Raw genomic sequence first — 19,962 nt, 5'->3', positions numbered from 1 at the left:
TGTGGGACAGGACACGACTCGTTGTGAAGTAAAGAATATTGTTAAGTCTTGGTTTTGATTGGGCTAGCAAAACAACCAATCACTACGATTATAAAATCACAAAAAAAGGTCTGCCAGTGGAAGGTATAACTTCCAGGGCAGACCTTTTCATATATTACTTACCTTCTTCTACTTCCACTTCAGTATCATCAGCTGGAGCGTCTTCTGCAGGTGCTTCTTCAGCTGGTTGCTCTTCCATCTTGAACAAATCAAGTGAAGCTTTCAAATCTTCATCTTTGATCTTAACATCTGCATCTTTTACTAACTTCGAAACTTTAGCTAATAGCTCGTTTTCGTCAGCTTTTTCCATTAATAGTTCATGACGGATTTCGTCTTTCTTTTCATCAGTGATCTCTTTATCGTCAGTTTTACGCTTTTCTTTTACTTCGATGATATGGAAACCGTTATCTGATTGAACAGGCTCACTGATTTTACCTGGCTCTAAGTCGTATGCAGCGTTCCAGAATTCAGGAACCATGACACCGTAAGCGAACCAATCAAGATCTCCGCCTTCATCTTTAGAACCTGGATCAGTAGAGTATTCTTTTGCTACTTTCGCAAAGTCTTCTCCTTTATCCAACTTTTCTTTTACTTCCTTAGCTGTCTTTTCATCTTCAACTAAGATATGACGAGCGTTGATTTCTGATTGTGATTCCTCAAGGCGCTTGTTCAACTCTTCGTCAGAAACTTCAATGCCGTCAGTCAATGCAGCTTCCTGCAATTTATTCAAACGAATCATTTTCTTGAAGCTCTCAGGTGTTTGACCTTGTTGAGCTAAGAAAGCTTCGAAGTTTTCACCGAGTTGTTCTTTGTTTTTATCAAATTCTGCATCTACTTGCTTATCGTCTACATTATACTTATCATCCAGAACCTTTTCTAAGATGATCATTTGTAGAGCTTGTTCACCGACAGATGTTTTCATTTCTTGATAAAACTCATCTTTCGTTACATCTCCTGCTTTGGACGTCATAACCTTTTCATCGCCGCCAGAACAAGCGGATAAAGCTGCAACCGAAGCTGCAAGTGTAAATGCTAACATCTTCTTTTTCATGTAATTAACTCCCCTAATCTAAGTATAGATTCTGTATATTCTTCAAGTAAACACTATATCATATAACGTATAAAAAACAAAAAGGTTCCATTCATTTGAAATTGCCCAACCGCTTTTTTCTACATTCGCATAAGATACAATGTGAAAGGGGGTGCCTTCATGAGCGGTTACACACAGGGCGGATCAGGTTCATCAGGCTTTGCTTTAATTGTTGTTTTGTTCATTTTGTTGATCATCGTCGGCGCAGCATACTTGTATTAAAAAAAGCCCTGCCTCCAGCAATGGGGGCGGGCATACATAGTGTCAGGCGCTAAAGAACACTTCTACATATAAGGATAAAATAAGGATTGTGATCAGAATATTTACAGTGCGATAAATCTTTGGCTGCTTTTCTTCTGGAATCTCTCTAGATTGGCAAAGAGCAAATGTCATTTTATTAATTTGATATAAGTAGAACAATGAAAATAGAATGGTAATCGCAATAACCATTTTAGACCTCCTCTTTCTGCTTCTTTTCTATCATAGCAGAATTTGTGATCAAAAGGAAAAAACTAAACCGTGTAAAGAGCAGGTAATTATGACTCTACTTTAGATTTTATAAGGTAATCACTTGAATCGACATATGTCTTCTCAATGTTCTGAAAACCACGTTCGAAAATGTCCATAAAATCATCTCCATAAATGTTGCGCAATACTGACATGACTTCTAGGAATTCAGGGAATTTTCCATAAATATCACGAATGGGAAGAGAACCCTGAAGTACGCTGTAATCTTCATTATGGTAATTTTCATTCATCTGGATAAGTAATGCTTTGCCTTCTTCTGAAACCGTCACATATGTATTGCGTCGGTCATCTTCTTTTTTGAGAAATACAAAAGTTGGCGCTGTTCCAACTTTTTTGAGAAGTTAAAGGCGGTTGAGACATGCATTACGCCAAACTTCGCGATGTCTGAAATTGTGGCGCCTTCCAAATGGTAGGCGATCCATAAAATATGATGTTCATTAATATTGAGTTCATACGGTTTAATCCATTGTTGCCAATCCTTCTCTACAGCTTTCCATAATGCCTTGGACATTTGGGCTACACGCTGGTTGAAGATCATGGCGTCTTTACGTGAAATATGTTGATCGGCCATCGAGACACCTGCTTTCTTTCAGTCATTTTATTTATTATACCAAAAAAACAACAAATAAAAAAGACGGAATAGTAAAATAAATCAGTTTGAGTGTATATGCCCATAGAATACAACTATTTCTGAGCTGTTTTACTATGGGTACGCACTCAAAGATTAGCAAGTGAACAACTGATGCCTAAATGAAAACGCGTTAGCGGGCACCAATTGATTTTTCAAGATCATCCAATGCGGTTTGAATAGCAGAAATTTCTTTCTCTAATCGCTTCTTATTATGTTCGGTCGAGCGTTTCCAGTCCGCTACAGAAACTTTCATTTCTTCAACAGTCTCTGGTACAAGCTCTTTTGCTTCTTTTGTTAGGTCGGTTACAGAATCTTTCAGATCGGCAACTTGCCCTTTGACGTCTTTCAACTTATCCTTCAATTCAAGTGATGCATTTTTGACGCTGTCACGCAGTTCACTTCCCGCTTTTGGTGTAGAATATAGAACAGTTACCGCAGAAGTGACAGCACCTGCCGCCAGACCAATAAAGAATGTGGACGCTTTCATAATAGAGAACACTCCTTTTGTATAGTTATTATTTTATTAAAGCATGTTAGTACGTAGTTGAGCAAGAAAATGAATGAAATATTATACTGTCGAAAGTTTTATTCTAATGGTTTGGAGAAGTGGACAGAAAAGTAGGTCTCATTTCGGGTGATGAAGAAAAACACTATACTCTTCTGCCTACAACTTCCGCGTGTTATTCTTGCAGATGTCTTGAAATATTCGTAGCCAATTCAGATACTACGTCCATTGGGAACTGCTCTACTTTTGTATCGAATTCTACTTTCAGGCCATCTGATTTATCATAGCGTGGAATTAAATGCATATGGAAATGATAGACTGATTGACCTGCGAAAGATCCGTTGTTTTGTAATAAGTTCATCCCGCACGGTTGAAATTCTTCTTTTAGTGCATTAGCGATTTTTGGCGCCACTTTAAATAGATTCGCAGCTTCATCTTCAGTTAATTCATACACATTTTCACGATGTGTTTTTGGAATTAGGAGTACGTGTCCTTTCGTGACAGGCATAATATCCATAAAGGCGATAACGTGATCATCTTCGTAGATTTTTTCTCCTGGAATCGTTCCTTCTACAATCTTGCAGAAAATACATGAGGTCATTTCTACACATCCTTTCATGTTTGGATGTATTGTAGCATATTTTCAGATAGTTAACGAAGGCGGATAAAGCAATTTTACAATTTCTTTGCTAAAATAATAACAGAAGATAGGGGGAAATATAATGGCAATCCTAGAACTAGAACACGTTACGGGTGGTTATACGCGCAAGCCTGTTTTACATGACCTTTCATTTCAGCTAGAAGAGGGGGAACTGGTCGGATTAATCGGTCTAAATGGCGCAGGAAAAAGTACGACAATTAAACATATTATCGGTGTGATGAATCCGCTTGAAGGAATAATCAAAATTGACGGGGCGACGTTTAGTGATAAAGAACATTACCGCCAATCATTCAGTTATATTCCAGAGACACCGGTATTATACGAAGAACTTACATTACAAGAACATTTGGAACTGACTGCGATGGCATATGGACTGGACAAGCAACAATTTGAAATACGTACCGAACAATTACTAAAAGAGTTCCGTATGGAAAAACGTTTAAAGTGGTTTCCGGCTCACTTTTCTAAAGGTATGCGGCAGAAAGTGATGATCATGTGTGCTTTTTTGGTGGAACCGAAATTATATATTATCGATGAGCCATTCGTCGGATTAGATCCGTTGGCGATTCGCGCTTTGCTTGATCAAATCATTGAACGAAAAAATGCGGGTGCTTCTATTTTGATGTCGACTCACGTATTGGCGACGGCTGAGAAGTATTGTGATCGTATTATTTTATTGCACGAAGGGCGAGTACGTGCGAATGGGACGATGGACGACTTGCGCAAAGCGTTCGGACGACCAGATGCAACACTTGATGACTTATATATTGCAATGACTGAGGAAACTGACTATGAACAACATGCATGAAATCTGGGGACAGCGGTTCTTCCATTACATCAATGAACTACAGAAATATATGCGCTATGTATTCACTGGACATTTGGCTATCGTTTTCATGTTCGCCATTGGAGCCGGGGGCTATGCATATAGTGAGTGGTTGAAAGAAGTGCCTGTTTCGTTCCCTTCTGTCTTCATCGTATCCGTAGTTATTGCGCTCTTGTTAATGAAAGCTGCACCGACCACGTTACTAAAGCCGGCAGATATTGTTTTTTTTCTACCATTAGAAAATCAATTGCCGAGCTATATGAGACGCTCGATCACTTGGTCGTCGTTTTCACAACTTCCTTTGCCATTGATTGCTATGGTCATTGCATTGCCATTGTTGAAGGCAACAGAAGTGGGGACGGGCACTGATTATATACTCATTATGTTGATGATCGTTGCCTTTAAAGGCTTGTTTGTAAGGACTGAATACAACGTCCGTATTGCGAATCATGCTTTCGTTTGGCCGGATCGTGTTCTGCGACTGGTTTTCACATTTCTCACGATTCAATTTGCGCTTACATGGAGTACAGTGACAATCTTTATCGGAATTCTTATCGCCATGCTCTATGCGAAGTTTTGGGAAAAACAAGCTACACATTATCCGTTTCCGTATGAGCAGTTTATTGAATTGGAGCAAAATCGTATGATGCGTTTCTATCGATTTGCGAATTACTTTACGGAAGTTCCGCATCTGGTTGGATCAGTGAGTAAGCGTAGCTGGTTAAAGATGGCTATGAAACGTTCTACGTTCATGCGCAAGGATGTACAAAAGTACTTAATCGTCAGGACATTCATTCGTACAGATGATACATTTTGGTTGTGGGTTAGATTAACGGCGTTGGCTGCATTGGGTGCGTTCTTAATACCGTTACCGATTGTATCGTTCATCTTTGTAGGGGCTTTGGCATTTGCGACTGCTGTTCAGTTAATATTGGCACTTGAAGGTGGCGACGAGTTCACTATGGATCAGCTGTATCCTGAAGAACATGAAAAATCTCAAATCAAAGCAGTCCGTTCATTAGTCCGAAAGTTAATTTGGCTACAAGCAATTATTCTATTACTGGCGGCATTACCGTTGTATGGACTAAGTGTCACACCACTCCTAATCGCGGCTATAGCACTCATTATAGGTGAAGCGACGATTCGATTGACCAAAGAGCAAATGAAAGAAATATGACGATACGCAATAGTGAAGTTGTACTTAAGTCAGTAATTTAATTTTTGTCTCCATGTTGGCTGAATATATGTACCTAGTAAATATTTTTCTAACTACATTAAGATAATTCAAAAGTTCGAATAGTTAGATTAATGGTTGCAATTTGTATTCCATTGCATATATAATTACTAAAAGGTATCAGGGGTGAGAGAGATGAATAATAACAACTCATATGCTGAATTTTTGAAAGCGGTAGGTAGTAATAGCACTTCTCTCCAAGCAGAAAAGCTGCTGAACGAAATCTATTGGGATCTGTTTCTACAACACATTCATTGGGAACAAACACAATCGCGAATCATGCTATTGATTGACGATGCGCTAGATCAAAATGACAAAGAAGCATTCGACCTGTATACACAACAATTACTCGACATGTCACAAGAACATGGATATGAACTTAAAACCAACTAATTTAATTTATTCATAGACACTGCTAGGGAAAAATCCTGGCAGTGTTTTTTATTGTATAGAATGTCCTAGCTGTAAGTTTCTTTCCCAAAGTACAAGGGTACAATAAAGTACATAGAGAGTTGGCTTAAAACGTACGTTCGTTATTTCTTTAGAAAAAACAGTAGTTGTGGTAAAATAGAAGGACAGGTGTTTAAGAAGAGGAGTGGAACCATTTGAACGAAACATTTCAATTGCAAGCACCATATACGCCGCAAGGAGATCAGCCAAAAGCGATCAACAGCCTTGTTAACGGCATAAAAGAAGGTAAGAAACATCAAACATTACTTGGTGCAACGGGAACGGGTAAAACATTTACTGTTTCTAATGTACTGACGGAGATCAATAAACCTACACTGGTCATCGCCCACAATAAAACGTTGGCTGGCCAATTATATAGCGAGTTCAAAGAGTTTTTCCCAGATAATGCAGTAGAATACTTTGTCAGCTTCTATGACTTTTATCAACCGGAAGCGTATGTACCGCAAACCGATACTTTCATTGAAAAAGATTCATCGATCAATGATGAAATCGATAAACTTCGCCACTCCGCAACGAGTGCTTTATTCGAACGAAATGATGTATTAATTGTGGCATCCGTTTCGTGTATTTACGGTCTGGGTTCACCAGAAGAATATAATGACATGGTTTTTTCATTGCGCAAGGGAATGGAAATACCGCGTAATCAACTTTTGCGTACGCTAGTGGACATTCAGTACGAACGCAATGATATTAATTTCACACGTGGGACGTTCCGTGTTAGAGGCGATGTAGTCGAAGTCTTCCCGGTGGCACGTGACGAGCGTTGTATACGTCTCGAGTTTTTCGGAGATGAAATTGAACGAATCCGTGAAGTGGATGCCTTAACGGGTGAAGTCATCGGTGATCGTGATCACGTAGCTATTTTCCCTGGATCTCACTTCGTTACACGCGAAGAAAAGCTATTAAAAGCGATTGAGAATATTGAAATAGAATTGGAAGAACAGCTGAAATATTTACGTGATAACGATAAGTTATTGGAAGCGCAACGCTTGGAACAACGGACGCGCTATGATCTAGAAATGATGCGGGAGATGGGCTTCTGTTCCGGTATTGAGAACTATTCTAGGCATTTGACGTTGCGTGAAGCAGGTGCAACTCCTTATACGTTGCTGGATTATTTCCCTGACGACTTTTTGATTGTCGTAGATGAGAGTCACGTATCGTTGCCACAGATTCGCGGTATGTACAATGGAGACCAAGCGCGTAAAAAGGTATTGGTGGAGCATGGTTTCCGCTTGCCGTCCGCATTGGACAACCGTCCATTAATGTTCGAAGAATTTGAAAAGCATATTCGACAGGCGATGTATATTTCAGCTACTCCAGGCCCTTATGAAATTGAGCATACGGACGTGATGGTAGAACAGATTATACGTCCTACAGGATTACTTGATCCAATCATTGAAGTGCGTCCAATTGAAGGACAAATTGATGACTTATTGGATGAAATACATCTTCGAATCGAGCGAAATGAACGTGTCTTGATTACAACTCTCACGAAAAAAATGTCAGAAGATTTGACGGATTATTTAAAAGATATTGGGATTAAAGTGCAGTATCTCCATTCGGACGTCAAGACATTGGAACGGACAGAAATTATTCGTGAGTTGCGTGTCGGAACGTATGACGTACTGATCGGAATCAACTTGCTGCGTGAAGGCATCGACATCCCAGAAGTTTCATTAGTCACGATTTTGGATGCGGATAAAGAAGGATTCTTGCGTTCGGAACGTGCGTTGATCCAGACAATTGGTCGTGCAGCACGTAACTCAGAAGGACGCGTCATTATGTACGCAGATAAAATAACAGATTCTATGAGGAAAGCTATTGATGAAACGGAACGTCGTCGTGAAATTCAGATAGCTTATAATGAAAAACATGGTATAACGCCAACGACAATTGTCAAACCGATACGTGAATTGATTCGTGCCACTCAAGTGGCTGAAGAAACGGAATCGTATTTGCAAAAGGTGACGAACGGCAAGAAGTTATCGAAAGACGAGAAAGGCTTATTGCTAACCAAATTGGAAAAGGAAATGAAAGATGCAGCAAAAGCTTTGGACTTCGAAAGAGCTGCAGAGTTACGCGATACCGTACTAGAACTGAAAGCAGAAAGGTAGAGTCCGCATGAAAAATAAAGAACTTGTAATACAGGGAGCGAGAGCAAACAACCTGAGGGACATTACCGTGAAGATACCGCGCGATAAACTAGTAGTGCTTACGGGTCTATCGGGGTCTGGAAAATCCTCATTGGCTTTTGATACGATCTACGCGGAAGGACAGCGCCGCTATGTGGAATCATTATCCGCATATGCGCGTCAGTTCCTTGGACAAATGGATAAACCAGACGTGGATTCAATAGAAGGACTGTCGCCCGCTATTTCCATTGATCAAAAGACAACGAGTAAAAATCCGCGATCTACTGTAGGAACAGTGACAGAAATCTATGACTACTTGCGTTTATTATATGCGAGAGTTGGGAAACCACATTGTCCGTACCATGGCATTGAAATTTCTACGCAGACGATTCAACAGATGGTGGATCGTGTAGTTCAGTTGCCTGAGCGTACGCGAATTCAAATTTTGGCTCCTATTATTTCAGAACGTAAAGGGACGCACGCTAAATTATTTGAAGATATCAAAAGACAAGGGTATGTGCGTGTTCGGGTCAACGGTGAAACGATTGATTTAGATGATAATATAGAGCTAGATAAAAATAAAAAACATACGATTGAAATCGTCATCGATCGAATTGTCATGAAGGAAGGCGTTGAAACACGTTTAAGTGACTCATTGGAATCTGCCTTGCGATTAGCCGACGGTAATGTTCTGGTCGATGTAATCGGTGAAGAAGAACTGTTTTTCAGTGAACACCACGCGTGTCCTATTTGTGGATTCTCTATTGGCGAACTGGAGCCGCGCATGTTTTCATTCAACAGTCCATTTGGCGCTTGTCCTGAATGTGACGGACTTGGTATGAAACTCGAAGTCGATCCAGACTTAGTCATCCCAAATAGTGACCTAACGCTAAAAGAACACGCTATTGCACCATGGGAGCCAACGAGTTCACAATATTATCCAGAACTTCTTAAGACGATTGCGAAGCACTACAAAATCCCAATGGATGTACCGGTTAGTGAATTAGCTGACTCGGACATTGAAAAACTGATGTTAGGATCGAAAAAAGAAAAGATTCGCTTCCGCTATACAAATGAATTCGGTAATACCCGCGATAGTGATATTTATTTCGAAGGTGTTTTGCGCAACGTTGAACGTCGTTATCATGAGACATCATCAGACTATATCCGCGAGCAGATGGGTAAATATATGACGGAAAAGTCATGTCCTACTTGTACAGGCTACCGCTTAAAGCCTGAATCACTATCGGTATTAGTGAATGGCCAGCATATCGGGAAAATAACAGAACGCTCGATTGTTGAAACAACAAAATTTTTTGAGGAACTAATTCTTTCTGAGAAAGACACGCAAATCGCAGATATGATCCTAAAAGAAATCCAAGAGCGTTTAGGTTTCTTGGTAAACGTCGGTCTTGACTATCTGAATCTATCTCGTTCAGCGGGAACATTATCTGGCGGAGAGGCACAACGAATTCGTTTAGCTACACAAATCGGATCACGTTTGACGGGTGTTCTATATATACTGGATGAACCTTCCATTGGGCTTCACCAGCGTGATAATGACAGATTGATTGGCACGCTCCAAAGTATGCGAGATATCGGAAATACGTTGATTGTCGTAGAACATGATGAAGACACGATGATGGCTGCAGACTATTTAATTGATATCGGTCCTGGCGCTGGTGTAGCAGGAGGAGAAGTGGTAGCTGCAGGTACTCCCGCGAAAGTCATGAAAAACAAGAAATCGCTGACTGGACAATATTTAAGCGGAAAGAAATTCATTCCACTTCCGATTGAACGAAGAGCACGTGATGAGCGAAGTATTATCGTCAAAGGTGCTTCAGAGAACAACTTGAAGCATATTGATGCAGAATTCCCTCTCGGCCAATTTATCGCAGTCACTGGAGTATCCGGTTCAGGTAAGAGTACGTTGGTCAATGATATTTTGCATAAAACTTTGGCTCAGAAATTGAATCGATCCAAACAACGACCTGGAAAATTCGATAGTATCAGTGGTGTGGAACATTTGGAGAAGATTATCGATATCGATCAATCACCAATCGGTCGTACACCACGGTCCAATCCCGCTACGTATACAGGCGTCTTTGACGATATACGCGATGTTTTTGCAATGACGAATGAAGCGAAAGTTCGTGGCTATAAAAAAGGCCGCTTTAGTTTCAATGTCAAGGGTGGACGGTGTGAAGCATGCCGCGGAGATGGAATCATCAAAATCGAAATGCATTTCCTTCCGGATGTATATGTACCGTGCGAAGTATGTCATGGCAAACGATATAACCGGGAAACACTGGAAGTAAAGTATAAAGGAAAGAATATTGCGGATGTATTGGCGATGACAGTGGAATATGCAGTGGTGTTTTTCGAGAATATCCCGAAAATTCATCGTAAATTGCAGACGATTGTTGATGTAGGTTTAGGTTATGTTCAATTAGGTCAACCTGCAACGACATTGTCGGGTGGGGAAGCCCAACGTGTGAAATTGGCTTCCGAATTGCATAAACGTTCCACAGGTAAATCGTTTTATATTTTGGACGAGCCGACAACAGGTTTGCATGTACATGACATTGCTAAGTTACTTGAAGTTCTTCAACGTCTAGTTGATGGGGGGAACACAGTTCTCGTTATTGAACATAACTTAGATGTCATTAAGACAGTCGATTATATAATTGATATCGGTCCGGAAGGCGGAGACAAAGGCGGAGAAATTGTGGCAACGGGGACACCCGAAGCGATAGCAGAAGTCAAAGAGTCCTACACAGGTAAATATTTGAAGACCATCTTAGAAAGAGATCGAAATCGGATGAAAGAACAAATAAAAAAAGTAGTAAAGAAATAGAAAATGAAACTTTTGTTCCGCAGAACCGTATAAATAGATAGCTACTGAAAAGATTGGTCAAAACGAGGAGGAATCAGGAAATGCAAAATGAACGCATACGAATACTAACGATGCTTGAAGAAGGTAAAATCACAGCAGATGAAGCATTGAAGTTACTGGAAGCCATGGGTAAAGAATCTGAAAAAGCAACAGCAGAAGAGAGCTCATCAGCTGATGCTTTCTTCGAAGATATCCGCAAAGAATTCGTCACGGCAGGTGACCGTTTCATGCGATTTATGGATACGGCAGTACACCGCGTGAAAGAATTCGATTTCGAAGCACCATTCAGCAAATCTGTCTCCTTTACACATACTGAAAGTAAATCGGTAGAAGATGTTGAAGAAATCATCATCCATATCGATCATGGTACTGTAGAAGTTCATCCTTCAGACAATGATGAGATCATGGCGAAGTTCTCTGTAAAGCATTTTAATCATGATTCTGAAGAAGGTGCACTTAGCCAGTTCCTTGAAAAGTTATTGTTCGTAAAAGACGGTAATAAGTTGCGCATCGGAAGCGACTTGAAGATGTTACAAGTAAATGTCGATCTATACGTACCGACTTCAACACCGTATAGTAAACTCTCTGTACGTTTGTTGAACGGTGGATGTTCAGTAGAAGGCGTGGATTTTAAAGATCTACGTATTAGAACGGCAAATGGCAAAATTGAATGTGCAGATATCAAATTCGATGAAGCAGAGCTAGAAACCGCAAACGGTCTGGTACGTTTGTTAAAAGTTACTGGCGAAAAGCTAGAAGCCGAAACATTAAATGGTCGAGTTTATGTAGATGGCGCGGTAAATGATGTAGATGCAAAATCTCTAAACGGAAACGTGACATTGACGACGTCATCTGCTGATGCAAGAAGATTAGAAGCCAAGTCTATCAGCGGTACGGTTGAAATTTACTTCCCATCCTCTGTAGGTCTAAAGGGAGAGATTTCATCCAACATGGGTAAGCTAGACTTACAGTTGAAGGACGTATCACGTGTGGAAGAACAGGAACAATTCTTGCACCGTACGATCCGCTTCAGCAAGAATGTTGAGGATGCAATGAAAGAACCGTTGCACGTTACTGGTGAGTCCAAGACGGGAACTGTCATGGTTCGCTATAACACGGTCGATATGGATTGATAGCTTAATGAAACACCTGCATTGCCATTTTTGGCGGTGCAGGTGTTTTTGTGTGTTTGGTTTGCATGTAAAGTGGATAATAGCTCGTGCGCTCATTATATTGGTCTAAGCGCTCTTTGTTCTTGCGTAAGCGCTCTATGAAGACAACTACCCGCTCAATCCTGTTCTGTACTCGCTCATACTTACGCGATATCCGCTCTATCATACCCCATATCCGCTCATTGCCCCTCGTCGAGAAGACAATCGCTCGTGCGCTCATTATATTGGTCTAAGTGCTCATTGTTCTTGCGTAAGCGCTCTATGAAGACAGCTACCCGCTCAATCCTGTTCCGTACCCGCTCATACTTACGCGATATCCGCTCTATCGTACCCCGTATCCGCTCATTGCCCCCTCATCACCCTCCCCCCCTCACCCCCCACAATTCATCTCCCATACTCCCAACACAACACCCCAAAAGCTATAGCTCGTGCGCATTGGAGTTGATACGTTTTACTTTGCAATAGAGTAGCCTCTGTCTGGTTCGACATGAAACCACACTCTACTAAAATCGCCGGCATATTTGTGTCACGCAAGACCGCGAAATCTGCTTTCTTCACGCCGCGGTCGGGACGCTGGCAAGCAGATATTAAAGCTTTTTGCACTGCAGAGGCAAGCACTGCGGAACTTTTGCTTGCTTGCGGATAAATATACGTTTCAATCCCTTGTGCCGTATTCCAACCATTGCCGAAAGCATTTGCGTGAATCGAGACAAACGCATCCGCTCTCATACGGTTAGCTGAAGCCGTTCGTTCGCCTAGTGGTACGTCGCGTGTAGACGCATGTGTATATTTTACTGTTATGCCCTCTTTCGTTAAAAACTCTCCGACAAGTACAGCTACAGCTGCATTAAAATCGTATTCACGTAGTTTTCCATCAGGCGTTCTTTTGCCGGGTGTATCTGGTCCGTGACCCGCATCAAGAATGATTAGTGTCAATTCTGTCCACTCTCCTTTATCCTCTATATAGAGAAGACTTTTGAAAAGGATACAAAAAGAGAATGTAGATCAAGAAGTAATCCATTTCTTTTCAATTCCTTCATGGTAAAATAGGTTTGAATGATGTGTATATAAGCGCAAGAAACGATGATTCGGCAAAAGACTGCCGGTATACGTACATCGTAGCAGAAAGTGAGGAACTTCATGGGTGAATTAACAGTAGAAGATATTATGAACCGATTTGGATTGGAATTGATCGCTGGACACGCGGGCATTCATAAGCAGATCCTAATGAGTGATATTTCACGGCCGGGGCTTGAGATGGCTGGCTATTTTGATTATTATCCTGCCGAACGTGTGCAGTTGATCGGGCGTAAGGAGATGTCCTTCCTTGAAACATTGTCTGCCATTACGCGAAGAAAGCGTTTAGAGCGACTTTGTTCGGGTGATACGCCGGCATTCATTATTGCTCATGGCGAAGAAGGTCCAAAAGAATTGAGCCAATTAGCAGAAGAGAAAAACATTCCTGTTCTCCGGACGGATTATAAGACTACACAGTTTTCCGGAATGCTGACGAATTACTTGGTCGGACAACTCGCTCCGATGACGACGGTTCATGGTGTGCTAGTCGATGTGTATGGTGTAGGTGTTTTAATAACAGGAGGTAGTGGAGTAGGAAAAAGTGAAACGGCGTTAGAGCTTATTAAAAAAGGGCATAGACTAGTAGCGGATGACTCTGTTGAGATTCGTCAAGTATCCGATAACATCTTAATCGGAACGTCACCGAAACTGTTGAAGCATATGCTAGAAATTCGCGGTGTCGGTATTATCGATTTGATGACGTTGTTTGGTGCGAGTTCCGTGAAAGACGATAAGCGTGTACTGTTAGCGGTCGACTTAGAGATTTGGGACGATAATAAGCATTATGATCGTCTTGGTATCGATGAAGAGAAGGTAGAAATACTGGATTCGCAAATTACGAAACTATCCGTTCCCGTTAGACCAGGGCGGAATATCGCGGTTATTATTGAAGTAGCGGCGATGGATTATCGAATGAAACGTCTTGGAATTAATGCGGCAGAGGAATTTACCAAGCGTTTGGATCAAGCAATCGCAGACAATGCGGAACTATTAGAAGAAGAGGAGCGCGACTAAGTGAATGTATCTATGCTAGCGATTAACCCAGTCGCGATCAGTATTGGCAGCTTAGAAGTTCGCTGGTACGGTATTTTGATCGCGCTTGGAATTATTTTAGGGTTTATGGTAGTTCAACGAGAAATGCTGAAGCGGGGAATGCACCCTGACTTACTAACGGACATGCTTATTTGGGCGATTCCCATTTCAATTATCAGTGCACGAATTTACTATGTTATTTTCACATGGGATTATTATCGTGATCATCCAGAACAAATCATTCAAATTTGGAATGGTGGAATTGCCATCCACGGTGCGTTGATCGGTGCGGTCATTACAGCAGTGATTTTCTGTAGGAAGCGTGGGGTATCTTTCTGGAAAGTTGCAGATATTACAGCACCTGGTTTATTAATTGGGCAAATTATCGGACGCTGGGGGAACTTCATGAATCAGGAAGCTCATGGTGGACCGGTTTCAGAAGCGTTTAAAGAAAATACGATCATTCCTGACTGGATTATGAATCAAATGACGATTGAGGGTGTAACGTATCATCCGACATTCTTATATGAGTCGTTATGGAATGTGGTCGGACTCATTTTGATTTTAATTATCCGAAGAATGGTGAAGATAAAACGCGGTGAAGTATTCTTGTTTTACATCATCTGGTATTCGATCGGCAGATTCTTCATCGAAGGGATGCGGACGGATAGTCTATATGTCATCGGAAGTTTGCGTGCAGCACAGTTAGTATCTGTAACGGGAATTATCGTAGGTATTATCATCTTGTTGTATCGTAGATATGTAATGAAAGTGAAAGAGAACTATGATGACAAATCAAAATAATATCGCATTATCCAATACGTTGAAAAATGGTTTGCAAGTTGGATTCAAAACGACATGGTCACTCGGTAAGATCATCTTTCCTATTACTTTGCTTGTAACCATTTTGCAGTTTACGCCTATCTTACCTTGGCTTGTGCAATTGGTTGAACCGATTATGCATCTTTTTGGCTTGCGCGGTGAAGCAGCTGTGCCCATCGTGCTTGGCAATGCATTAAACTTATACGCTGGAATTGCCGGTATCATTTCATTAGAATTAACGGTTAAAGAAGTATTCATCATTGCTGTTATGATCAGTTTTGCGCATAATCTGTTCATTGAAACGGCCGTCGCTATAAAAGTAGGCGTCAAACTATGGACAGTACTTGTCGTGCGACTTGGATTGGCTGTGTTGGCTGGAGTGCTGATCAATTTATTCTGGACGGGCGGCAATGAAATCGCGCAATATGGTCTAACGCCGCAAGCGGAAGTTGTACCGGAAGGCTTTGTGCAGATTTTCTTGCTTGGACTTGAAAAGGCAGCATTTGGTGTCTTGCAGCTGGCATTGATCGTCATTCCATTAATGTTGTTTGTGCAGTATGTGAAAGACCGTAATTATTTAGAGCGTTTTTCTACTGGCTTGGCACCGTTCACAAAAATGATTGGTGTGAAACCCAATGCGTCGATGACACTCGTTGCGGGATTATTAATTGGTTTGGCATACGGTGCAGGCGTCATGATTCAGGCAGTGCGAGAAGATGGTGTGTCAAAACGAGATATTACATTAGCCTTTATTTTCTTGATGGCATGTCATGCGGTGATTGAGGATACACTGTTATTTCTGCCACTCGGTATACCGATTTGGCCATTATTGATAATACGGCTTGTGACCGCCATTGTACTGACGATTACAGTGAGTATTTTATGGAAGCAGCCGAGAGAGAAGGGGGAAGCCGTTATTGACTAATCAACCGATTACTACACTACTATTTGATTTTGACGGAACGCTTGCAGATACAAATGAGTTAATACTCTCTTCTTTCGAGTATGTATTGGAAAAACATTTCCCTGGACGTTTCCAACGAGAAGAGATGCTACCGTTTATCGGACCTACATTACATGATACATTTTCTTCGATTGCACCTGATATGACAGACCAATTGGTAGAAGAATACCGTGAATGGAATTTGGCTCATCACGACGATTATGTAACTGAATTCGAAGGTGTGACAGATACGCTTCGTAAATTATATGATCTAGGTTTGAAGATGGCAGTCGTTTCTACAAAGAAGCGCGATATGGTAGAAAGAGGGATCAACCTTCTAGGTATCGCACCTTATTTTGAGACGGTGATTGGACTGGATGATATAACGAATCCTAAACCGGATCCAGAGCCGATTTTACTAGCATTGAGCCGTCTTGATCGGACAGCTGAAGAGTCACTCATGATCGGGGATAACTTCCACGATATACTCGGTGGACAAAATGCAGGAACACGAACTGCGGCAGTTGCATGGGCACTAAAAGGGGAAGAATATTTGCAGACATTCAAACCTGACTTCATGTTGCAACATATGTCCGACATACTTAAAATCACTGCGGGCATTAAGCTATGAGACGCACAGAGCGGCATCCTTCCAAAGGAGATGCAAATTCACTTTGGCATATTTACCGTACGGTCTCGATTTTTAAAGTAGCTAAGAATTTTATCGTCATCCAAATTGCGCGATATACGCCGTTTGTTTCATGGAAAAACGTTCTTTATCGAACGTTCTTGCGGATGAAAGTCGGAAAACATACCGCTTTTGCGCTGATGGTTGTACCGGATGTCATGTTTCCGGAACGAATCTCCGTTGGTGAAAACTCCATAATTGGGTTTAATACGACGATTTTAGCGCATGAATATTTGATAGATGAATACCGTATTGGAGACGTGGATATAGGTAATAATGTACTGATTGGAGCCAATACAACAATTTTACCGGGTGTTAAAATTGGTGATGGTGCCATTGTTTCTGCTGCATCACTCGTCAATAAGGATATTCCGGCAGGTACATTTGCTGGCGGTAATCCAGTGCGTATCATATATACAGCCGAACAAATGGTGGAACGTGCAGCACGTGAAAGCAAATGAATGACGGATCATGTAGTTGTGATATACTAGAGGATACATTGCAGAGGGACGTCAAGTGCGTTCCTCTTACTTTTTCGGAGGAGTTCGATTGAAAAACAACCAACGTTTTATAAAAGATAAAATTATATCATTCCTGCCTGACGGTGATTTTTATCGTAAACGCGCGATGCAAGCTATGCAGCGTGAACAATTTTCGGATGCGGAAAAATATTATAAACGTGCATTGGATTTGAATCCAGATGACGCACTGACACATATGGAATACGGTGTGTTTATAATGGAAGTCGGCCGCTTTGAAGATGCCTATGAACTTCTACAAACAGCTGATGACCTGGATCCAAACAATGAAGAGACGACTTTCTATTTAGCGGAAGTTCATGCACATCTCGGTCTACTGCGTGAAGCGAAGCAGTATGCATTGAAATATGTTGCTATAGCACCAGATGGCGTATTTGTGGAAGAAGCCCATGAAATCTCTGAATTCGCGGATCAAGAAGAAATGTTCGTTGAAGAAGGCGAACAGCTCGATGGGGAAGTCATATTTCGGCAAGAAAAAGCGCGTCGCATGATGGAGCAAGGGGATTTTGAAGACGCCATTGAAGTGCTTGAGGATTTATTAGTGGATTATCCAAAAACGTGGGCGGTTCATAATAATTTGGCTCTTGCGTATTTTTATATTGGTAAAGAGAAACATGCGGAAGATATTCTGTACAATGTCTTACGTGAAGAAAAAGGCAATATCCATGCGCTGTGTAACTTGGCGGTGTTCTTTTATTACAATCGGGATGAAAAGCGTCTGAATAGTATGATGGAGCTGTTGTCGAAGATCAAACCCTATCAATTCGAACAGCGCTATAAATTAGGTGCGACATTTGCGTTGACAGGTCGTTATGAAGAAGCGTACCACTGGCTTCGTAGTCTGCAAAAACGCGGATTTGAAGGAGATGTCGGCTACTACTTCTGGCTAGCTAATGCTGCATATTTTACGGGTCACCGAAAAGTCGCGGAACAGGCAAATGAAGCCTTGTTGAAATTGGACCCTACCAAAGAAGGATTCGAACCTTGGAAGTCATTGGATGAAGAATTGGACATAGATTCTTACGAAGAGGATGTTCCGTTCTTGATCGAAAAGATTTCGAACCCTTATCGCAGTGAGCGAATGTTCGGTTTGTATTTAGTAGGAAAGTCGTCACACTTACAGGAAATCCTTTCACATCCCGGCTATATAGATGTTGAAAAATTGACTGCTGCGGAACAATTGTTTTTAGCACACAGCCTGAACTATTCATTCAAAGTGACTAATCCATTTGAAAAAGCTTTGAAAAAAGCGCTGGCTATTTGTGATCTATTGTATGAAGAGTATAAACCGCTTGATGAGCGAAGTGTACAATTCTTTCAAATGTGGTTCACGCTATGTGAAAATGCGCTTGAACAGAAATATATGTTCAGTAATGTGCAAGCAATTGCTGCTGCTGCAGATTATATGTTCCAATCTTCACATGACGAAAAAGTGACAAAGAAGTCTATAGCTGAAAACTATAGTGTATCCGTTACAACGCTATCCAAGTATATTCAGGAACTGCTTCAATTTCTGCCTTATACAAAAGAATAACTACTTGTAGATGTTGCATTTAAGTTGAAATTCGAGTGTAATTCTCGTACGATTTTATATAGCGATAGTTTTATCTGCCAGTCAGATGAAATCTTTGGTGAAGTGAATGACACCAAAGGGTGCATATTTTGAAGGAGGAAAACTACAATGACGACGGAAGAAAAGGTTTATGATGTAATCATCGTTGGAGCAGGGCCGGCAGGGATGACAGCGGCTGTTTATACATCACGTGGAAATATGTCTACACTGATGTTAGAAAGAGGCGTACCAGGCGGTCAAATGGCCAACACAGAAGAAATAGAGAACTATCCTGGATTTGAAAGTATTTTAGGTCCGGACATCTCGACAAAAATGTTCGATCATGCGAAACGTTTCGGAGCTGAATATGCTTACGGTGACGTAACGAAAATCGAAGACGGCCGCGAATTCAAAACAATTTATGTAGGCGAGAAACAATATAAAGCACGTGCAATCATCTTGGCAACGGGTGCAGAATACCGCAAGATGGGCGTGCCAGGTGAGGAAGAATTGACTGGTCGTGGCGTGAGTTATTGTGCGGTATGTGACGGCGCATTCTTCCGTAATAAAGAGATCGTCGTAATTGGCGGCGGTGACTCTGCAGTAGAAGAAGGTTCATACTTAACACGTTTTGCTAACAAAGTGACAATCATCCACCGTCGCGATACATTGCGTGCGCAAAAAATCGTACAAGAGCGTGCATTCGCAAATGAGAAGATTGATTTCATTTGGAATTCAACAGTTAAGCAAGTGAATGAAAAAGACGGCAAGATCGGTTCTATAACGCTAGTCTCTACTGAAGACGGTTCAGAACGCGAAATGGAAACGGAAGGTATGTTCGTTTATATCGGACTAGATCCTATAACAGAGCCTTTCAAAGATCTTGGCATTTTGGATGAAAACGGCTATATTGAAACGAATGATATTATGGAAACAAAAATTCCAGGTATTTTTGCTGCGGGCGATGTGCGTGAGAAATTATTACGCCAAGTCGTGACGGCTACAGGAGACGGAAGTATTGCAGCTCAAGCAGCTCAGAAGTATATCGAAGAGTTGATGGAAGAAGTAGAAGCAAAGGCGTAAACAGGTGATGAACTTGTAATGTGTCTGTAAACGTTCTG

The 19,962-nt window shown here is 41.3% G+C and carries 19 protein-coding genes and 1 pseudogene; 14 read left to right on the top strand and 6 right to left on the bottom strand.

From position 1 onward, the window contains the following. Window positions 1–154 precede the first annotated feature (154 nt). Entirely contained in the window at window positions 155–1,090 is a 936-nt protein-coding gene (locus CSV70_RS09135; protein ID WP_085131601.1) for a peptidylprolyl isomerase, read from the bottom strand. Between the two features lie 159 nt (window positions 1,091–1,249). Here CSV70_RS09135 and CSV70_RS09130 point away from each other — a divergent pair, with 159 nt between their 5' ends. Continuing rightward, window positions 1,250–1,351: a YjcZ family sporulation protein gene (locus CSV70_RS09130; protein WP_081242714.1), complete on the top strand. Its 102-nt coding sequence runs from the start codon at window positions 1,250–1,252 to the stop codon at window positions 1,349–1,351. A gap of 42 nt (window positions 1,352–1,393) precedes the next feature. Here the strand turns inward: CSV70_RS09130 and CSV70_RS09125 are convergent, their stop codons facing one another. The 4 genes and pseudogenes from CSV70_RS09125 to CSV70_RS09110 form a co-directional block, all read right to left on the bottom strand. Further along, window positions 1,394–1,579 carry a hypothetical protein gene (locus tag CSV70_RS09125; protein WP_029054118.1) on the bottom strand — a complete coding sequence of 62 codons (186 nt, stop codon included), beginning with the start codon at window positions 1,577–1,579 and terminating at the stop codon, window positions 1,394–1,396. Between the two features lie 86 nt (window positions 1,580–1,665). Further along, window positions 1,666–2,228: pseudogene (locus tag CSV70_RS09120) on the bottom strand (HTH-type transcriptional regulator Hpr). 190 nt (window positions 2,229–2,418) lie between these two features. Continuing rightward, window positions 2,419–2,775, bottom strand: a complete 357-nt coding sequence (locus tag CSV70_RS09115; protein WP_085131599.1) for a YtxH domain-containing protein — start codon at window positions 2,773–2,775, stop codon at window positions 2,419–2,421. Between the two features lie 193 nt (window positions 2,776–2,968). Continuing rightward, window positions 2,969–3,394, bottom strand: a complete 426-nt coding sequence (locus CSV70_RS09110; protein WP_085131598.1) for an HIT family protein — start codon at window positions 3,392–3,394, stop codon at window positions 2,969–2,971. A gap of 121 nt (window positions 3,395–3,515) precedes the next feature. On the opposite strand from CSV70_RS09110, the gene CSV70_RS09105 reads away from it, so the two are divergent. The 6 genes from CSV70_RS09105 to CSV70_RS09080 all read left to right on the top strand — a co-directional run bounded on the left by CSV70_RS09105 (window position 3,516) and on the right by CSV70_RS09080 (window position 12,149). Beyond that, window positions 3,516–4,262 carry an ABC transporter ATP-binding protein gene (locus CSV70_RS09105; protein WP_085131597.1) on the top strand — a complete coding sequence of 249 codons (747 nt, stop codon included), beginning with the start codon at window positions 3,516–3,518 and terminating at the stop codon, window positions 4,260–4,262. Continuing rightward, window positions 4,246–5,457, top strand: a complete 1,212-nt coding sequence (locus tag CSV70_RS09100) for an ABC transporter permease (RefSeq protein WP_099628621.1) — start codon at window positions 4,246–4,248, stop codon at window positions 5,455–5,457. Before CSV70_RS09105 ends, CSV70_RS09100 begins: the two co-directional genes overlap by 17 nt. 192 nt (window positions 5,458–5,649) lie before the next feature. After that, the gene (locus CSV70_RS09095) at window positions 5,650–5,907 is read left to right on the top strand and encodes an IDEAL domain-containing protein (RefSeq protein ID WP_085131595.1); all 258 of its coding nucleotides are present in this window, start codon (window positions 5,650–5,652) and stop codon (window positions 5,905–5,907) included. A gap of 212 nt (window positions 5,908–6,119) precedes the next feature. Continuing rightward, the gene (gene uvrB / locus CSV70_RS09090; protein WP_099628620.1) at window positions 6,120–8,102 is read left to right on the top strand and encodes an excinuclease ABC subunit UvrB; all 1,983 of its coding nucleotides are present in this window, start codon (window positions 6,120–6,122) and stop codon (window positions 8,100–8,102) included. Window positions 8,103–8,109: 7 nt separating this feature from the next. Then, complete coding sequence (gene uvrA / locus CSV70_RS09085) at window positions 8,110–10,977, top strand: excinuclease ABC subunit UvrA (protein WP_099628619.1); 2,868 nt, start codon at window positions 8,110–8,112, stop codon at window positions 10,975–10,977. An 80-nt stretch (window positions 10,978–11,057) separates the two neighbouring features. Continuing rightward, a complete protein-coding gene (locus CSV70_RS09080; protein WP_085131592.1) occupies window positions 11,058–12,149 on the top strand; it encodes a DUF4097 family beta strand repeat-containing protein in 1,092 nt (363 codons plus the stop codon). Between the two features lie 423 nt (window positions 12,150–12,572). Here CSV70_RS09080 and CSV70_RS09075 read toward each other — a convergent pair whose 3' ends face one another. Further along, window positions 12,573–13,124, bottom strand: coding sequence for an N-acetylmuramoyl-L-alanine amidase (locus tag CSV70_RS09075; protein ID WP_099628618.1), 552 nt, complete (start codon window positions 13,122–13,124; stop codon window positions 12,573–12,575). Between the two features lie 204 nt (window positions 13,125–13,328). Here CSV70_RS09075 and hprK point away from each other — a divergent pair, with 204 nt between their 5' ends. The 7 genes from hprK to trxB all read left to right on the top strand — a co-directional run bounded on the left by hprK (window position 13,329) and on the right by trxB (window position 19,924). Further along, window positions 13,329–14,279, top strand: a complete 951-nt coding sequence (hprK, locus tag CSV70_RS09070) for an HPr(Ser) kinase/phosphatase (RefSeq protein WP_085131591.1) — start codon at window positions 13,329–13,331, stop codon at window positions 14,277–14,279. Continuing rightward, a complete protein-coding gene (lgt, locus tag CSV70_RS09065) occupies window positions 14,280–15,101 on the top strand; it encodes a prolipoprotein diacylglyceryl transferase (RefSeq protein WP_233191790.1) in 822 nt (273 codons plus the stop codon). After that, window positions 15,085–16,044, top strand: a complete 960-nt coding sequence (locus tag CSV70_RS09060) for a nucleoside recognition domain-containing protein (protein ID WP_099628617.1) — start codon at window positions 15,085–15,087, stop codon at window positions 16,042–16,044. Before lgt ends, CSV70_RS09060 begins: the two co-directional genes overlap by 17 nt. Continuing rightward, on the top strand, window positions 16,037–16,693 hold the full coding sequence (gene ppaX, locus CSV70_RS09055) for a pyrophosphatase PpaX (RefSeq protein WP_099628616.1): 657 nt from the start codon (window positions 16,037–16,039) through the stop codon (window positions 16,691–16,693). The genes CSV70_RS09060 and ppaX overlap by 8 nt, the downstream gene beginning before the upstream one ends. Continuing rightward, window positions 16,690–17,211, top strand: coding sequence for an acyltransferase (locus CSV70_RS09050; protein WP_085131588.1), 522 nt, complete (start codon window positions 16,690–16,692; stop codon window positions 17,209–17,211). The genes ppaX and CSV70_RS09050 overlap by 4 nt, the downstream gene beginning before the upstream one ends. 88 nt (window positions 17,212–17,299) lie before the next feature. Continuing rightward, the gene (locus tag CSV70_RS09045) at window positions 17,300–18,823 is read left to right on the top strand and encodes a tetratricopeptide repeat protein (RefSeq protein ID WP_085131587.1); all 1,524 of its coding nucleotides are present in this window, start codon (window positions 17,300–17,302) and stop codon (window positions 18,821–18,823) included. A 147-nt stretch (window positions 18,824–18,970) separates the two neighbouring features. Then, window positions 18,971–19,924, top strand: a complete 954-nt coding sequence (gene trxB / locus CSV70_RS09040) for a thioredoxin-disulfide reductase (RefSeq protein ID WP_085131586.1) — start codon at window positions 18,971–18,973, stop codon at window positions 19,922–19,924. The last annotated feature ends 38 nt before the right edge of the window (window positions 19,925–19,962 follow it).

It is taken from the genome of Sporosarcina sp. P25, from assembly GCF_002743235.1.
Lineage (GTDB): Bacteria > Bacillota > Bacilli > Bacillales_A > Planococcaceae > Sporosarcina > Sporosarcina ureae_B.
The sequence above is the reverse complement of the archived record's forward strand: the minus strand, read 5'-3'. Positions and strand labels throughout refer to the sequence as shown.